18 protein-coding genes are annotated in these 13865 nt (G+C 73.5%); 9 read left to right on the forward strand and 9 right to left on the reverse strand.

Going from position 1 to position 13865, the window contains the following annotated elements; genetic code table 11:
• Positions 1-18: 18 nt before the first annotated feature.
• The gene (locus tag ACFPLC_RS44860) at positions 19-744 is read right to left on the reverse strand and encodes a dihydrofolate reductase family protein (protein ID WP_378207186.1); all 726 of its coding nucleotides are present in this window, start codon (positions 742-744) and stop codon (positions 19-21) included.
• A 242-nt stretch (positions 745-986) separates the two neighbouring features.
• On the opposite strand from ACFPLC_RS44860, the gene ACFPLC_RS44865 reads away from it, so the two are divergent.
• Positions 987-1994: an SMP-30/gluconolactonase/LRE family protein gene (locus ACFPLC_RS44865; protein WP_378236203.1), complete on the forward strand. Its 1008-nt coding sequence runs from the start codon at positions 987-989 to the stop codon at positions 1992-1994.
• Between the two features lie 30 nt (positions 1995-2024).
• Here the strand turns inward: ACFPLC_RS44865 and ACFPLC_RS44870 are convergent, their stop codons facing one another.
• Positions 2025-2393, reverse strand: a complete 369-nt coding sequence (locus ACFPLC_RS44870) for a VOC family protein (protein WP_378207181.1) — start codon at positions 2391-2393, stop codon at positions 2025-2027.
• Positions 2394-2481: 88 nt separating this feature from the next.
• Here ACFPLC_RS44870 and ACFPLC_RS44875 point away from each other — a divergent pair, with 88 nt between their 5' ends.
• Positions 2482-3105, forward strand: coding sequence for a winged helix-turn-helix transcriptional regulator (locus tag ACFPLC_RS44875; RefSeq protein WP_378207178.1), 624 nt, complete (start codon positions 2482-2484; stop codon positions 3103-3105).
• Between the two features lie 10 nt (positions 3106-3115).
• Here ACFPLC_RS44875 and ACFPLC_RS44880 read toward each other — a convergent pair whose 3' ends face one another.
• The 3 genes from ACFPLC_RS44880 to ACFPLC_RS44890 are packed head-to-tail and all read right to left on the reverse strand — an operon-like array spanning position 3116 to position 5515.
• Positions 3116-4009 (reverse strand): LysR family transcriptional regulator ArgP, encoded by an 894-nt coding sequence (locus ACFPLC_RS44880; protein WP_378207176.1) that lies wholly within the window; start codon positions 4007-4009, stop codon positions 3116-3118.
• Between the two features lie 48 nt (positions 4010-4057).
• Positions 4058-4618: an adenine phosphoribosyltransferase gene (locus ACFPLC_RS44885; RefSeq protein WP_378207173.1), complete on the reverse strand. Its 561-nt coding sequence runs from the start codon at positions 4616-4618 to the stop codon at positions 4058-4060.
• Between the two features lie 60 nt (positions 4619-4678).
• Positions 4679-5515 (reverse strand): helix-turn-helix transcriptional regulator, encoded by an 837-nt coding sequence (locus ACFPLC_RS44890; protein WP_378207170.1) that lies wholly within the window; start codon positions 5513-5515, stop codon positions 4679-4681.
• An 83-nt stretch (positions 5516-5598) separates the two neighbouring features.
• Here ACFPLC_RS44890 and ACFPLC_RS44895 point away from each other — a divergent pair, with 83 nt between their 5' ends.
• A complete protein-coding gene (locus tag ACFPLC_RS44895) occupies positions 5599-5979 on the forward strand; it encodes a nuclear transport factor 2 family protein (RefSeq protein WP_378207167.1) in 381 nt (126 codons plus the stop codon).
• Between the two features lies 1 nt (position 5980).
• Here the strand turns inward: ACFPLC_RS44895 and ACFPLC_RS44900 are convergent, their stop codons facing one another.
• Positions 5981-6373 (reverse strand): hypothetical protein, encoded by a 393-nt coding sequence (locus tag ACFPLC_RS44900; RefSeq protein WP_378236204.1) that lies wholly within the window; start codon positions 6371-6373, stop codon positions 5981-5983.
• Positions 6374-6537: 164 nt separating this feature from the next.
• Here ACFPLC_RS44900 and ACFPLC_RS44905 point away from each other — a divergent pair, with 164 nt between their 5' ends.
• The 4 genes from ACFPLC_RS44905 (at position 6538) to ACFPLC_RS44920 (ending at position 9338) form a co-directional block, all read left to right on the forward strand.
• The gene (locus tag ACFPLC_RS44905) at positions 6538-6903 is read left to right on the forward strand and encodes a YciI family protein (protein ID WP_444859549.1); all 366 of its coding nucleotides are present in this window, start codon (positions 6538-6540) and stop codon (positions 6901-6903) included.
• Positions 6900-8126, forward strand: a complete 1227-nt coding sequence (locus ACFPLC_RS44910) for an RNA polymerase sigma factor (RefSeq protein ID WP_378207163.1) — start codon at positions 6900-6902, stop codon at positions 8124-8126. Before ACFPLC_RS44905 ends, ACFPLC_RS44910 begins: the two co-directional genes overlap by 4 nt.
• A complete protein-coding gene (locus ACFPLC_RS44915) occupies positions 8123-8929 on the forward strand; it encodes a carboxymuconolactone decarboxylase family protein (protein WP_378207162.1) in 807 nt (268 codons plus the stop codon). Before ACFPLC_RS44910 ends, ACFPLC_RS44915 begins: the two co-directional genes overlap by 4 nt.
• Positions 8930-8996: 67 nt before the next feature.
• Positions 8997-9338 (forward strand): VOC family protein, encoded by a 342-nt coding sequence (locus tag ACFPLC_RS44920; RefSeq protein ID WP_378207159.1) that lies wholly within the window; start codon positions 8997-8999, stop codon positions 9336-9338.
• Positions 9339-9359: 21 nt separating this feature from the next.
• On the opposite strand, the gene ACFPLC_RS44925 is transcribed toward ACFPLC_RS44920, so the two are convergent.
• Positions 9360-9944 (reverse strand): CGNR zinc finger domain-containing protein, encoded by a 585-nt coding sequence (locus ACFPLC_RS44925; protein WP_378207156.1) that lies wholly within the window; start codon positions 9942-9944, stop codon positions 9360-9362.
• A gap of 78 nt (positions 9945-10022) precedes the next feature.
• Between ACFPLC_RS44925 and ACFPLC_RS44930 the strand changes: the two genes are divergently transcribed.
• On the forward strand, positions 10023-11192 hold the full coding sequence (locus ACFPLC_RS44930) for an MFS transporter (protein WP_378207153.1): 1170 nt from the start codon (positions 10023-10025) through the stop codon (positions 11190-11192).
• Here ACFPLC_RS44930 and ACFPLC_RS44935 read toward each other — a convergent pair.
• Positions 11189-12079: a LysR family transcriptional regulator gene (locus tag ACFPLC_RS44935; protein ID WP_378207150.1), complete on the reverse strand. Its 891-nt coding sequence runs from the start codon at positions 12077-12079 to the stop codon at positions 11189-11191. The two genes, ACFPLC_RS44930 and ACFPLC_RS44935, sit on opposite strands and share 4 nt — an antisense overlap.
• An 83-nt stretch (positions 12080-12162) precedes the next feature.
• Here ACFPLC_RS44935 and ACFPLC_RS44940 point away from each other — a divergent pair, with 83 nt between their 5' ends.
• Positions 12163-13011 carry an EamA family transporter gene (locus tag ACFPLC_RS44940; protein WP_378207147.1) on the forward strand — a complete coding sequence of 283 codons (849 nt, stop codon included), beginning with the start codon at positions 12163-12165 and terminating at the stop codon, positions 13009-13011.
• On the opposite strand, the gene ACFPLC_RS44945 is transcribed toward ACFPLC_RS44940, so the two are convergent.
• The gene (locus ACFPLC_RS44945; RefSeq protein WP_378207144.1) at positions 13008-13838 is read right to left on the reverse strand and encodes an NAD(P)H-binding protein; all 831 of its coding nucleotides are present in this window, start codon (positions 13836-13838) and stop codon (positions 13008-13010) included. The genes ACFPLC_RS44940 and ACFPLC_RS44945 overlap by 4 nt on opposite strands.
• Positions 13839-13865 lie beyond the last annotated feature (27 nt).

Raw genomic sequence — 13865 nt, forward strand, 5'->3', positions numbered from 1 at the left:
TCACGGGACGTTCCTCTCTCACTGCCCGGTCGTGGCCGGTCCGACCAGCTCGCCGCTCGCACCGCGATCGTCCAGCACCAGCGCCGACCGTCCGGTCACGGTATAGCGGACGTGGGTGACCCCGGGCGACTCGACGACCCGGACCGGGGCCAGCTCGATGCCCTCGCCCGGGCCGAGGCCCAGACCGGGGCCGAACAGCCGCTGCCCCTCGCCCAGCAGCACCGGCGCGATGTGCAGGTCGAGCCGGTCGAGCAGCCCGGCGGCCAGCACCTGGCGCAGCAACTCCCCGCCACCGGCCACCGCCACGTCCTTGTCCCCGGCGGCGGCCCGGGCCAGCTCGACGGCCCGCTCGGGCCCCTCGGTGACGAAGGTGAAGGACGTGCCACCCCGGCGTTCGAGCACCTCCCGGGGCCGGTGGGTGACGACGAAGACCGGGGCGCGGAACGGTGGTTCCTCGCCCCAGGGCACCTCGCCGGCGTCGAACATGCGCCGCCCCATGACATAGGCCCCGGCGGACGCGAACATCTCCGCGACGATCTCCGAATCGGCGGACTGCTCGCCGCCGGCGAAGCCCTGCCGCTCCCGCCAGGCCATGGCGTCGACGGCCCAGCGGGTCACCCGGAAGAACCCGGGCGCTTCGGGGCCCCGCATCCAGCCCGTCATGTCCTGCTCGCCCCGCGGGTCCCGCGGCCCGGTGTAGCAGCCGTCGAGGGAAACCGACATCTGGGCGGTCACCTTGGTCATCGTTCGCGCTCCACTCGTGGTGGCGGCCCCTTTCCGGCCGCCGATACCCCCCAATCGGAGCCGGTTTCCCGTTCTCGACACGAGCCGGCGAGAAATTCGGAGAAAGTTTCGACCGGGGTGAATGCCCTCCGGCGACGGCGGTGAGTTACCCACTCACCGGTCTTGCCGGTGGCCAGCGGATTACGCTACGGTGCGATTGGGAGCGCTCCCAGGATCCGGCCGAGCACGGAAGGAGAGCCGCCATGGCTCACCACGGGACAGCGCGTCACCGTCGCAAGTGGACAGTGACAGCGGCGGCGGTCGTCCTCGCGGGCGCGGTGGCCCCCGCGGCCTCCGGCGCCACCACGGCCTCACCGTGCACTCCCGGAGCGACCTACGGCTCGCCGTTGCCGAGCCGGTCGGTGGCCGCCCAGCTCATCCGGAGCGGGTTCAGCTTCCTGGAAGGGCCCACGTGGGACCAGGGCACGGGCACCCTGCTGCTGTCGAACATGCAGAATCCGACGGGCCCGCAGGGCGTGCAGCCGTCGTCGATGCTCCGGTTCACGCCGCCGGCCACGTTCGAGACGTTCATCGCCGACTCCGGCAGCAACGGCCTGGCGATCAGCGCCGACGGCACCCGGGTGCTCGCCGCCACCCACGACAACCGCACCATCTCCGCCTACCGCCTGGCCGACCGCAGCCGGACGACCGTCGCGGCCGGCTACCTCGGCCACGCGTTCAACTCGCCGAACGACCTGACCACCGGCCGCGACGGCACCACCTACTTCACCGACCCGAACTACCAGCGCGGCAACCGGGCGGACGAACAAGGCGGCCACACCAGCGTCTTCCGCGTCCGCGACGGCGTGGTCGCCCTCGTCGACGACACGCTGCCCCAGCCGAACGGCATCGTCCTGTCCCCCGACGGCAAGACGCTCTACGTGGGAGCCACCGGCGCCAACGCGATCATGAAGTACACGGTGTTCCCGGACGGCACCACCGGCAACCGCACGACGTTCGCGAGCATGAAGACCCCCGACGGCGCGACCATCGACTGCGCGGGCAACCTGTACTGGGCTTCCTACGACGAAGGGCTCGTCCACGTCTTCTCGCCGTCGGGCACGCAGCTCGGCACCATTTCCGCCGGGCGCAACACGACCAACGCGGCGTTCGGCGGACCGGACGGGCGAACCCTGTACATCACCTCCGGCGTGTCCGGCGCGTTCGGCCTCTACCGGACGCACCTCGACGTGCCCGGCAATCCTTATTGAGCCGCCGGTTCACGGGTACCGGCGGCCCCGTCAGGCCGGGCCCGCAAGGCCGACGAGGTTGCCCTCCGGGTCGGTGAAGTGGGCCACCACCAGGTCGCGCCCCGGTGCGCGGTCCGGTCCCATCCGGCGGGTGCCGCCGAGGCGTTCGGCCTCCGCGAGCGCCGCGGCGACGTCCGGGACGCCCACGTAGAACACCACGTGCCGCTCGTAGGCCGCACCACCGCCGACGCCGCCCGGGATGCCGTCCGTTTCCACGAACCCGTAGCCGCCCGGTTCCGAGACCCGCTCCGACACCGGGCCGGAGGTGTCGAACTCCCAGCCGAACAGCTCGCCGTAGTATCCGCGCAGCCGCGCCGGGTCAGTGCCGATGATTTCGAAGTGCACAACCGGTCGGCCCATGACCGTTCCTTCCCGTCGACGTCCGGACGCGGCCCACCGTACGCCGGTGTAGTTGTTAAAAACAACTACGCAGTTGTACATTGAAAGCATGCCGACGAGCCGCAGCTACGGGGACGCCTGCACGATCGCCCGCGCGCTGGACGTCGTCGGGGAGCGCTGGGCCCTGCTCGTGGTGCGCGAGCTGCTGCTCGGGCCGCAGCGGTTCTCCGACGTCCGCCGCGCGCTGCCGGGCGCCAGCTCGAACCTGGTCACCGACCGGCTCCGCGAGCTCGAGGGCCACGGCGTCGTGGCGCGCCGGAAGCTGCCGCCCCCGGCCGCGGCGACGGTCTACGAGCTCACGGAACGGGGCCGCGAGCTGGAGCCGGTCGTGCTCGCGCTGGGCGCGTGGGGCGCGCGGCTCCCGCGCCCCGAGCCGGCGTCACTCGGGGCCGTCTCCGTGCTGCTGTACCTGCGCGAGTCCGCCCGGCCGCGCGGCACCGCGTGCTACCGCCTCGAACTGGACGCTCGCGTGTGGACGGTCCGCACCGAGCCGGGCCGCCTCACCGTCGAGCCGGGCGAGCCCGCCGCCCCGGACGCCACGGTCCGCACCGATCCGCCGACGTTGAACGCCCTGCTCGAACGCCCCGCCCACCTGGCCGGCGCGATCGACGACGGCCGGCTGGCGATCGAGGGCGACCTGGCCGCCGTCCGCCGGCTGCTGCGCGAACACTGACCGGGCGGGTTCAGGAACCCGGGCCGCGCAACGACGACGCCGCCGCGGCCGCGACCGCTTCAGCCACTGTGGACAGTGCGGGCAGGTCCAGTTTCCACTGCTGCCAGTAGAGCGGCACGTCCACCGGCCGGTCCCGCACCAGCGGCACCAGCGTCCCGGCCCGCAGCCCCGGCGCCGCCTGCACTTCCGGCACCATGCCCCACCCGAGGCCGGCCGCCACCGCGGCGACGACCATCTCCGACGCCGGGACGTGGTGGCGCAGCGCGCTCGCCCCGGCCCCGCCGAGCAACCGCACGAACGCGTCCTGCAGGTCGTCGTGGTCGTCGAACACGACGACCGGCGCCGCGGACAGGTCCGCCCGCAGCGCGCCGGTCACCCACCGCGCCATGAACCCGGGACTGGCCAGCGGCAGGTAGCGCAGGGCGCCGAGCGGGCGCACCGAGCAGCCCTGCACCGGGGTGGCCGAGGACGTCACCGCCGCCATCACCCGGCCCTCCCGCAGCAAGGTGGTGGTGTGCTCCTGGTCCTCACGGTGCAGTTCGAAGCAGATCGGCGGGTCGGCGACCACGCCGGCGAGCGCCGGCAGGAACCAGGTGGACAGCGAATCGGCGTTGACCGCGATCGGCACCCGGACGGGTTCCCCGCTCATGCCCAGCTCGGCTCGCGCGTCCCGCTCGAGCGCCGCGAGCCGCCGCGCGAACCGGACCACCACCTGCCCGGAGCCGGTGACCCGCACGGGTTTCGTGCGCGTCACCAGCACGCTCCCGGTCCGCTGTTCCAGCGCCTTGACCCGCTGGCTCACCGCTGACGGCGTCACGTGCAGCACGGCCGCGGCGGCGTCGAACGTGCCGGCGTCGACGACGGCGAGCAACGTCCTGACCTGATCCAGGGGCAGATCTGTCATCACACACGTTGATGTTACGGCGGAATCATTAGCAACACTGCATGCGCGTCAGAGTTCCCGGACGTGCAGCAGTGACCGCACGTTCAGGTGCCGACGCACCCGGGCGCTGTCCAGCGCGTCGACCACGGTCGCGGCGCCGAGCCAGGTGGCCTCGGCGTCCTGCGTGAGCAGGTGGGCGACGTGGGCCTGGCCGCCGGTCTCGATCCAGTCGTCGACGAACAGCACGCGGTCGCCGCTGCCGACCAGCCGGCGGCGGAAGCCGAGGCTGAGGTGCCGGTCCTGGTAGTCGGGCGGGGTGGTCCGCCGCAGCCAGGCGTCACTGTCGACCGGCGTCCCCCGGTTTTTGCACACCTCGACGAACCCGACGCCGAAGTGCAGCGCGACCAGTGGTCCCAGCAGGCACCCGCTGGCCTCCGGGCCGAGGACGACGGTGGGCGGCCGGTCGGCGAACAGCCGCGCCAGCGCGGGCCCGAGGCCGGCCAGCAGCTCGGGACGGCGCCACCAGCCCGTGACGTCGGCGTACCAGTTCTCGTCCGTGCGGTCCCCGCGCCAGGCGAAGGCGCGGCGGAGCCCGGACTTCACCTCTTCCAGCCGCACGTCGGAGTACACCGGCCGATGATCGCCGCGCCGGCGCACCCGGGCAATCGGTTTACGCCCGCTGCCGCACCATCACCCGGAACCCGATCGGCGTCTGGCCGGTGCGGGCGCGGAAGTACTTGCTGAAGTCGCGCTGGGAAATCCCAGCCGGACGGCGATCCCGGCCGCGGTGTGCTCGCTGTGGGCCAGCAGCCGCCGGGCTTCGAGGACGACGCGCCGATCGATGAACTCCTTCGCGCCGATCCCGGCCGCGGCGAGCGTGGCCCGGGAGAGGGTCCGGGCCGAGTAGCCGAGGGCGCTCGCGTAGTCCTCCACCCGGCGCGTCCGGGCGTAGTCCCGCTCGACGGCGTCACGGAACCGCAGGTAGGTGGGATCGGGCTCGGGAGCCGGGCGGCCGGCGGTCAGGTGGGCCAGCCGCAGCACGAGCACGGCCAGCAGGTGGCGCAGAACCGCCGTGTGGACCGCCAGGGGCAGCCGGCCGAGGGCGTGGAACTCGGCGGCGAGGTGGCCGGCCGCCAGGTCCAGGGCGGCGGCGTCCTCCGGCTGCGGGCGGCGCAGGACCGGGGCGTGCGGGTCGTCGATGCCGGCGGTGGCGGGGGCGAGGAAGTCCGGCCGGAACAGGATCAGCGTGCCCTCGGCGTGGCCGAGGTCGCCCCACTGGTGGACCTGGCCGGGACGCACCCACAGCCAGGAGCCGGGGTCGAGGGTGTAGCCGGTGAAGTCCGCCGTGTGCCGCAGCCGGCCGGCGGTGAGGGTGAGCAGGTGGTGGAAGTCCGGCCGCCGCGGGACGGCGAGCTCCTCGGCCGGCACCCGGCGGCGCAGGTCGGCCAGCGACAGCACCTCGACCCCGGCGGGCGTGCCGGCCGGCGCGGTGAAGGAGATCTCGGGAATCTGTCGGATTTTGGCCATCACTGGTCGCCAGCGTATCCGTCCACGTCGGATTTTCGCGGATAGCTTGACGAGGAGCCGTCCGAAAGAGACAAGGAAGACCCGTGACCGATCCGGAGCAGAACAAGGCCACCGCCCAGGCCTTCTACGACCTGATGTTCAACCAGTGCCGCCCCGCCGAGGCCATCGACCGCTACGCCGGCGACACCTACACCCAGCACAACCCGCACGTCGCGGACGGCAAGCAGGCGTTCGTCGACTACTTCGAGCGCATGGCCGCCGAGTACCCCGGCAAGCACGTCACCTTCAAGCGCGTCTTCGCCGAGGACGACCACGTCGTCCTGCACTGCCACCAGACCTGGCCCGGCGAGGAGTACGCGGGCATCGACATCTTCCGCTTCGACGAAGCCGGGAAGATCGTCGAGCACTGGGACGTCCTGCAGGTCATCCCGCCCACCTCGCGCAACGGCAACACGATGTTCTGACCTACCGCTCGGGGACTCGGTCAACTCGGTGAACAGCGCGCTGCAGCGGGCTTGCGCCCGGATGCGGGAACACCTGCCCGCGGCCGCGGCGCCAGGTGCCGGACCGCGACCACGTAGGCCAGCTCGATCGTTTCCCGCGCGAGGGCGAGGCCTCCGGCTCCTCCGCGCCGCCCCCGGCCGCTCGTCGAGCAGCCGGTCCGGGTAGGGCCGCAGCCGGCGCACCTCCCCGCCGGTCGCCGGCTCCGGGCGGCAGCGGGCCAGCAGGCCAGGCAGGCGTGGTGGCGATCCGGTACAGCCACGCCCGGAACGTCGACCGCCCTGCGGACGTGTCCCGCCGGTGCCGCTCCGCCAGTCCCGAGGACGCCGGCTCCTCCAGCCGCGTGTCCGCACCCATCACGTCATCCTTTCGCCGGTTCGTGAGCCCGTCACCGGTATGACGGCCGTGAGCGCGGGAACTCATCACCCCGGCCCCGGTGCGCCTGTCGAGTTACGGTTGCGCTGTTCGTCATCCTCTTCGACGCCGGCCCCACCGCCCGAGCTGGAGGACACGTGCAGTACATGCTGCTGATCTTCGACTGCGACCGCCCCGAACCCGGCGACCCGCGCTTCCCCGAGGCGCTGGCCAGGGTGAACGCCTTCGCCGACGAATGCCGCCGGCGGGGTGCCTTCGTCGCCGCGCACCCGCTGCAGGGCGAGCACACCGCGACCACCGTGGCCGTCCGCGACGGCAAGACGCTCATCACCGACGGTCCCTTCCTCGAGACCCACGAGCACCTCGGCGGCGCCTACGTCCTCGACTGCCGCGACCTCGACGAGGCACTGGAACTGGCCGCGCTGTGCCCGATGGCCACGCAGGGCACCATCGAGGTCCGGCCGCTGGCCGGCGTCCCGGGCCTGAACCACCGGACGACGACGGGCGCATGACCGCCGCGCCCGTCCTGCAGGCGGCCTACCGCGAGCACCGGTCCCGGATGCTCGCCGCGCTGGTCCGCGTCCTGGGCGACTTCGAACTCGCCGAGGACGCGCTGCAGGAGGCGTGCGCGCTGGCCCTGCGCAAGTGGGACGACGCCGGGCCGGACGACCCGGTCGCCTGGCTGCTGACCGCGGCCCGCAACAGCGCGATCGACCGGCTCCGCCGGGCCCGGCGCGGCCGGGAGAAACTCGCCGAGCTCGACCTGCCTCCGGAGGCGACGACCGTGGATCCCGGCGCGGAAAGCCTGCTCGGCGTGGGCGACGAGCGGCTCAGCCTGATCTTCACCTGCTGCCACCCCGCACTGGCCGAGGAAGCGCGCGTCGCGCTGACGCTGCAAGCCGTCGCCGGGCTGACCGCCGGGCAGATCGCCCGCACCTTCCTGATCGGCGAGCCCACGCTGGCCCAGCGGCTGGTGCGCGCCAAGCGCAAGATCCGCGACGCCGGGATCGCCTTCGCCGTCCCGGCGGACCACCTGCTGCCCGAGCGGCTCTCGGGCGTCCTCGCGGTGCTGTACCTGATCTTCACCCAGGGCTACACCGCGGGCCCGGACCAGCCGGAGTTCCGCGAGCTGCAGCAGGAGGCGATCCGGCTCGCCAAGCTCGTCGCGACCCTCATGCCGGACGAACCGGAGGCGCTCGGCCTGGCCGCCCTGCTCCTCCTCCAGGACTCCCGCGCCGCGGCCCGCTACACCGCCGACGGCGACGTCGTCCTGCTCGAAGACCAGGACCGCACGCGCTGGGACCGCGCCGAGATCGCCGAAGCGGCCGGGTTGCTCGACCGGGCCCTGCGGCTCGGTGCGCCCGGGCCGTACCAGCTGCAGGCCGCCATCGCGGTCCTGCACGCCCAGGCTCCGGACACCGCCCGGACGGACTGGGCGGGCATCGCCGGTCTCTACGGCCGGTTGCTGGAGCTGAACCCGTCCCCGGTGGTCGCGCTGAACCACGCGGTCGCCGTCGCGATGGCCATGTCCCCGGCCGAGGGGCTCGCGCTCATCGACCGGATCGGCGGTCTCGACCGCTACCACCTGCTGCACGCCGCCCGCGCCGACCTCCTGCGCCGCGTCGGCCGTACCACCGAAGCCGCGGCCGCGTACCGGCGCGCCCACGACCTCGCCACCAAGCCGGCCGACCGGCGTTACCTCGCCGGGCGGCTGCACGCCCTGGAGTCCACATGAGACTGTCCGTTCTCGACCACGGCCACCGCCGCCGCGCCAAGCTGTTCCTCGCCCTGACCTCCAGATCGTCCGGAGTGGACAGTCCCGACATCGTCAAGATGCTGTTGTACCGGCCCGGGTTCGGCAGCCGCCCGCTGCTCGAACTCACCGCGGACGCGATGCGTGGGCCGTCGTACTGGACCGCCGGTGAACGCGAATACCTCGCCATGGCCACCGCCCAGGTGCACGAGTGCCCGTTCTGCGCGGTCACCCACGCCGAACTCACCCGGATCGCCGGCACCGGCGAAATCGACCCCAGCGACCCCGCTTCGGCACGCCCCGAGCTGGCCGCCGTGCGGGTGTTCCTCGAGAACGTCAGCCGGGACCCCGCCCACGTCGACGCCACCGCCGTCGCCGGGCTGCCCCGGCAGGCGGTCCTCGACGCGCTGCGCGTGAACCTGGTGTGGAACGTCGTCAACCGCCTCGCGAACGCGTTCGGCTTCGTCCTCCGGGACGGCCAGCTCGAGACGGGGACGCGGTCGCTGCACCGGTCCGGCTACCGCTTCCCGCGGTTCCTGCTCGCCGACGGCCCCCGCACCGAGCTGGCCGACGTCGCCGCCCGGCTCGACGGCGACCTTCCCGAGCCCCTGCGGGCGTACGCGCAGACCGTCCGCGAGGCGTCCCACCGCATCACCGACGCCGACGTCGAGCGGCTCCGGTCCGCCGGCCACAGCGAAGACGAAATCTTCGAGGTCACCGTGGCCGCGGCGGTCGGCGCCGCCTTGACCAGCTTCGAGGCGGGCCGCCGGGCGGCCGGGGTGTGACCCTGTCGAGTCTGGCCGCCGCCGTTCGTCCTCGGGTGAGTCAACCGACGCACCGGAAGGAACCGACATGCCCGGACAGGTCAACTGGATCGAGCTCCCCGCCGCCGACACCGCCAAGGCGCGCACGTTCTACGGCGCCCTGTTCGGCTGGGACACCAGCGAGTTCGGCGGCGACTACCACGTCATCGGCAACGGCCCGGCCGGGGCCATCACGGCCGCCGACGCCGGCTTCACCCACCCGAGGGTCTACTTCGCCACCGAAGACGTCGACGCCTCGGTCAAGCGCCTGCACGAACTCGGCGGGCGCAGCGAGGACGTGCAGACGGTCCCGGGGGTCGGCCGGATCGCCCACTGCCACGACGACCAGGGAACGCCGTTCAGCCTCTACGAACCCGCCGACCCCAGCTGAGCCGACGCCGGTGACGGCGGTTCAGGAGCTGAACGTCGTCGCCGGCTCGTCCGCACCACCCGAGGCCTGGGAACCGGTGGTGACCTTCGCTCGATAAGTCGACTTCTTCGCCTGGTTCCCGCACACCCCCATCGAGCACCACCGCCGCGTCCCCGGCCGGGACGTGTCCAGGAACAACGCGCCGCACCGGGCTCCCGCGCATTTCCGGACCCGCGCGAACTCCGGTGACGTGACCAGCTCCAGCGCGTCCCGCGCCAGCAGCGCGAGCATCGCCGACGCGGGATCCGCGGCCTGCCAGCGCAACTCACCCGACGGGGTCAAGGAAGGCGCCGGTACCGGCAGCGCGGCGACCCGGTTGAGCCGCTGCCGCGTCGACGGGCGCGCCGAGGTCGTCAGCAGCTCGTGGATCGCCTCGCGGACGGCACGGGCCTCGTCGGCCGACTCCGGCCGGACCGGGGCGGCGAACGGGCCGAACCGGTCGATCCACGCGCCCCACGCCGACGCGTCCGGCAGCTCCTCGGTCTCCGACGGGGTGCCCCGGTACCGCAGCGTCCGGATGAAGTCGAGGCACAGGCGCCCCGCTCCCGAGCGGAATCTGTCCGTCATACGCGTCACAGTACGCCGGAACCGGTTTGACTGGTACCGTCGGGAACCGATCAAACCGGTTCCACGATGGGGGCGCGCATGACCGAGACCGAGCAGAAGGCCCCGCCCGGCTGGCTCGTGCTGCTGCTGGCCGTCTCCTGTGGACTGACCGTGGCGAACCTCTACTACGCGCAGCCGCTGCTCGCCGAGCTGCGGCAGACCTTCGGGATCGGCGAGGCCGCCGCCGGTGGGGTCGTCACCGCCACGCAGATCGGGTACGCCGCCGGGATGCTGCTGCTCGTGCCGCTGGGCGACCGGCTCGAGAACCGCGGCCTCGTCGCGACCCTGCTGGCGGTCGCCTGCGCCGGGCTGGTCGCCACCGGGATCGCGCCCGGGTTCGCCGTGCTGCTCATCGCCTCGCTGGCCGTCGGGGCGGCGTCGGTCGTCGTGCAGATCCTCATCCCGTTCGCCGCCGACATCTCCCCCGACGCCATCCGCGGCCGGATCGTCGGGCGGGTCGTCAGCGGGCTGCTGTTCGGGATCCTGCTCTCGCGCGTCGTCGCCAGCCTGCTCGCCGAGGTGACCGGCTGGCGGGTCGTGTTCCTGATCTCGGCCGGGGCGATGGCGGCGCTCGCCCTGGTGCTGCGGTTCATTCTGCCGCCGCGCGCGCCCAAGACCGACGTCCGCTACGGCGAACTGCTCCGCTCCACGTTCGCCATGGCGCGGAAGCACCCGCCGCTGCGCCACCGGGCGCTCTACCAGTCGGCGATGTTCGGCGCCTTCAGCGCGTTCTGGACGACCATCGCGTTCGTCCTGACCGCACCGCCCTTCAACTACTCCCAGCTGGGCGTGGGCCTCTTCGCGCTGGCCGGTGCGGCCGGGGCCGCGGTGGCGCCGCTGGCCGGGCGGTGGTCGGACCACGGCCACGGCCGCCGGCTCACCGCGGGCGCCTTCGTGCTCTGCGCGGCGGCCTTCGCGCTCGCCGGGTTCGGCGCGCACAGCGTCATCCTGCTGGCGATCGCGGCGATCGCCATCGACACGGCGGTCCAGGCGACGCTGGTCACCGGCCAGCACGTGATCTACCAGCTCGACCCGTCGGCCCGCGCCCGCGTCAACAGCGTCTACCTGGGCACGTTCTTCGTCGGCGGCGCCATCGGCTCCCAGGCCGGGTCGATCGCCTACCACCTCGGCGGCTGGACGGCGGTCGTCGTGTTCGCCGGCGCGCTCCCGCTGCTCGGCCTGGCCGGGATGACCCGCACCCGCGTCTAACGGGCCAGCAGACCCAGCACCAACGCCAGCGGCGGCCACGCCTCCCGTCCCCGGCGCGTGCACGCGAAAGCCCGCTGCCGCACGTCCGGGCCCGCGAGCGGGAGCAGCGTCACCCCCGCCCGTGTGGCGCGGTCCGCCGGCAGCAGGCCGACCGCCGGGGCCGGGCCGGTCGCGATGAGGTCCTCGACCAGCTCGAGGGTGTCCGCGCGGTGCGTCAGGCGGGGCTCGAACCCCGCCATCGCCGCCAGCCTGCGGACCACGTCCGCGTCCGTGCGGTCGCGGGAGTTGACGATCCAGCCGTGGTCGCGGAACGTCTCGAAGACCGCCACCGTCCCGTCACCACGCACGCGGGCCGCGTCGGCAGCCGGGACGGCGAGCCCCCACTTCGCCGTCCACAGTGGACGCGCCATGACCGCGGCTTCGGTGCCCGCCGGGGCGAGTTCGTAGTCGTAGGTGAGGGCGAGGTCGATGTCGTCGGCCAGCAGCGCGGCGAACGCCTCGGGCGGTTCGTACTCGCTGATCCGCAGCTCGACCCGCGGGTGGTGCGCGGCGAGCGCGGCCGCGGCCGGCAGCAGCGAGCGCCGCACGGCGGTGGCGAACCCGGCGACGCGCACGGTGCCGGCCGGCTCGGCGTGCGGGTCGAGGTCGGCGCGGGCGGCCTCCACGGCGGCCAGGATCGTCACGGCGTGCTCGGCCAACCGCCGTCCCGCGGGGGTGAGCCGCACGCGCCGGCCGTCCGGTTCCAGGAGGGGCACGCCGGTTTCCCGGGCCAGCACCGCGATCTGTTGCGAGACCGTGGACGTCGTGGTCCCCAGCACGTCCGCCACCGCGCGCATCGAGCCGTGCCGGGACAGCTCGAGGAGGAACCGGAGCCGACGGGTGTCCACGGCGTCATTGTCCAGGAATGGCGAACGGAATGTCCATGATTGCCACGTGGACGTGAACGGTCACCGTGGGCTTTGCTGGGCCCGTGCCCTCCTCGTCCCGCACCGGAGCGACCCTCGCCGTCGCCGCCATGCTCTGCGTCCAGCTCGGTCTCGCCGTGTCCGTCGGCCTGTTCGACCGCATCGGCCCCGAGGGCGCGGCGTGGCTGCGGCTGGCCTGGGCCGGGGTGCTGCTGCTCGTCGTGGTCCGGCCGCGTCCGTCGTCCTTCCGGCGCAGCACCTTCGCCGCCTGCTGCGCACTGGGCGTGGTCACCGCGGGGATGACGATGCTGTTCATGACGGCCGCCGCCCGGCTGCCGCTCGGCACGGCGAGTGCGCTGGAGTTCCTCGGGCCGCTGACCGTCGCCGCCACCCGTGGCCGCCGTCGGCTTTGGCCCGCCCTCGCCGCGGCGGGGGTGGTGCTGCTGACCCAGCCGTGGCGGGGCGGCGCGGACCTGGCGGGCATCGGCTGCGCGCTCGGCTCCGCCGTCTGCTGGGCCGGGTACATCGTGCTGACGCAGCGGGTCGGTGACGAAGTGGCGGGCGTGCGCGGGCTCGCGGTGTCGATGCCGGTGGCGGGCATCGTGGCGACGCTCGTCTACGGGCCCGGCGTGGTCGAGCACCTGACGTGGCCGCTGCTGGTCACCGGCCTCGGGCTCGCGGTGCTGCTGCCGGTGGTGCCGTTCGCGCTCGAAATGCTCGCGCTGCGGCGGTTGACCGCGCCCGCGTTCGGGACGCTGATGAGCCTGGAGCCGGCGATCGCCTCGCTGATCGGGTTCCTCGTGCTGCACCAGGTCCCGGACGCGAGCGCGGCGGCGGGCGTGGTGTTCGTCGTGGCGGCCGGGATCGGCGCGGAGCGGACGGGGACGCGGGAGCCGGCCGGGCAGCCGGCCTAGGCGAAGACCGCCCGGTTCGCCTCGGCCCATTCCGCGTACGTCGTGCCCGGACGGCCCAGCAGGTCCTCGACGACACCGGTCGGCACCTGCGGGTGCCGCAGGGTTTCCGCGAAGCCTTCGAGCAGCCAGCCGACGGTGTCTTCCGGGACGCCGTACCCGATCCACTGCGCGCGCTGCTCGGCCGGGGTCAGCTCGCGGAACCGGATTTCCTTGCCCAGTACCGTTCCCAGGGTCTCGGCCTGTCCGCGCAAGCTGATCGCTTCCGGTCCACTGAGGACATACGTGGCGCCCGTGTGCCCTTCGGTCGTCAGCACCCGGGCGGCCGCCGCGGCGATGTCGCCGAGGTCGATGGGTGTCTGCGTCGCGTCGCCGTAGGCCATCGCGACCTCACCCGCGCGGACCATGGGCGCCCAGTCGAGCGTGTTGTTCATGAACACGCCGGGCCGCAGGAACGTCCAGGCGAACCCGGCGTCCCGGACGGCGGCTTCGACGGCGGCGTACTCGTGCCCGCTGGACCCCTCGTGCTCGTCCCCGACGCTGCTGCCCGACAGCGCGACGACCCGCTCGACCCCGGCGTCGGCCGCCAGCTCGCAGAACCGCCGGACGGTCCGCGCCATCGGCGCCAGGTACACCGCCGAGACACCCTCGAGCGCCACCGGCAAGGTCGACGGCCTCGCCAGCGACCCGACGACCACCTCGGCCTCGCCCGGCAGCTGCGCACGTCCGGGATCGACGGTCAGCGCCCGCACGGGCACGCCCGCCGCGACGAGTTCGTCGACCACCAGCCGGCCGACGCTACCGGTCGCGCCGGTCACCAGGATCGTCATGAGCGTCCTCCCTCGTTCTCGTATGCC

Source organism: Amycolatopsis plumensis, assembly GCF_042652605.1.
Lineage (GTDB): Bacteria > Actinomycetota > Actinomycetes > Mycobacteriales > Pseudonocardiaceae > Amycolatopsis > Amycolatopsis plumensis.